The sequence below is a fragment of the Deinococcus pimensis DSM 21231 genome (assembly GCF_000519345.1).
In the GTDB taxonomy this organism is placed as follows: domain Bacteria; phylum Deinococcota; class Deinococci; order Deinococcales; family Deinococcaceae; genus Deinococcus_A; species Deinococcus_A pimensis.
In genome coordinates this window covers 95855-97672 of the sequence record NZ_KI912625.1, presented here as the reverse complement: position 1 = coordinate 97672, position 1818 = coordinate 95855, and the positions used below count along the sequence as shown (strand labels likewise).

At 73.5% G+C, this 1818-nt stretch carries 1 protein-coding gene; it reads left to right on the top strand.

The features are described 5' to 3' along the window. Positions 1-128: 128 nt before the first annotated feature. A partial coding sequence (recJ, locus tag DEIPI_RS28100) for a single-stranded-DNA-specific exonuclease RecJ (protein WP_045233539.1) occupies positions 129-1818 on the top strand: 1690 nt, incomplete at its 3' end.

The window sequence follows — 1818 nt, the reverse complement described above, 5'->3', positions numbered from 1 at the left end:
GCGCAGCTGGGCGCCACGCTGCAGGCGAAGCTCAAGGCGCCCGTCACGCCCGGCCTCACCGGGCAGGACGAGGACGTGGACGTCCTCGCCGACGTCCCGGGCGCGCCCCTCGCGGGCGGAGGCGCGCTGTGACGCCCCCACCTGCCCGCTGGGTGCTCTCCCGACCCGCGAGCCGTGAGGAGCTGCTGCGCGTCATGCAGGAGTTCCGCGTGTCGCCGCCCCTCGCGCAGGTCATCCACGCGCGTGGCTTCCACCCGGAACACCTCACGCCCGAACGCCGGCTCTCCCCGAATCCCGCCCTGCGCGAGGCGGCGGGGCGTATCGTGGCCGCCATCCGCGCCCGCAAGCGAATCCGCATCCACGGCGACTACGACGCGGACGGCGTGACCGCCACGTCCGTGCTGGTCCTGGGCCTGCGCGCGCAGGGCGCGGACGTGCACGGCTTCATCCCGCACCGCCTCAACGAGGGCTACGGCGTCCACCCCGACAGGGTCGAGGAGCACGCCGCCGCCTGCGACCTGCTCGTCACGGTGGACTGCGGCGTCACGAACCTCGCGGAGGTGCGGGACATCCTCGCGCGCGGCGTGGACGTCATCGTCACGGACCACCACAGCCCCGGCCCGGACTTCCCGGACTGCCTCGTGGTGCACCCCGCCCTCACGCCGGGCTACGATCACGACCTGCACAACCTCACGGGCGCGGGCGTCGCGTACCACCTGCTGTGGGCCGTCCACGAGGAACTCGGCCTCGGGGAACCCGTGGAGTACGCCGACATCGCCACGATCGGGATCATCGCGGACGTCGCGCCGCTCGTCGGGGAGAACCGCGCGCTCGTGCAGCGCGGCCTGGAGCAGTTCCCCGAGAGCGTCCACCCCGGCATCCGCGCCCTGATGGGCACGAAGAGCGTCACGCGGCCCAGCGCGCGTGACGTGGCGTTCATCCTCGCGCCGCGCATCAACGCCGCCGGACGGCTCGGCGAGGCGGACCTCGCGCTCGAACTGCTCACCACGGGGAGCCCGCGCCGCGCGCAGGAGCTCGCGCTGTACCTCGACACCCGCAACAACGAGCGGCGCGTCATCCAGGACCAGATGTTCAAGGAGGCCCTCGCGATCGTGGACCCCACGGACCCCGCGATCGTCGTGACGAAGGAAGGCTGGCACGCGGGCATCATGGGGATCGTCGCGGCGAAGCTGCTGGAGACCTACTACAAGCCGGTGTACATCATCGCGCAGGGCAAGGGCTCGGTGCGCAGCACGCCCGGCATCAGCGCCGTGGGCGGCCTGCGGCACGCCGCGAACCTCCTCAAGCGCTTCGGCGGGCACCCCGGCGCGGCGGGCTTCGCGATCGAGGGCGAGAACATCCCGAAGTTCCGGGATCGTCTGCACGAGTACGCGCGGACCTTCCCGACGCCCGTGCCCGTCCACCGGCTCGACGCGGCCCTCCCGACGGGCGCGGCGGTGCTGTCCCTGACGAAGGAGATCGAGGCGTTCGAACCGTACGGCGAGGGGCACCGCCCGCCCCTGTGGTGGCTGCGCGGCGAGCTCACCGACACGCGCCTCGTGGGTCGCAGCGGCGAGTCGCTGCAGTTCCGCTTCGGGCCCGCGCGCGGCGTGAAGCACGGCGAGAAGGCCCTGCCGCGCGGCGAGCAGGACCTCGCGGCGCACCTGAAGCGCGACAACTACCAGGGCCGCGAACGGCTGGAGTTCAGCGGGGAGGCCCTGAGGCGCACGTCCCGGCTGGAGCTCGACGGGGACGGCGAGGCGCCGCCGCTCGCGCGGCTCACCCCGCAGGAGGCGATGGCGCGCCTGAAGCGCGGCG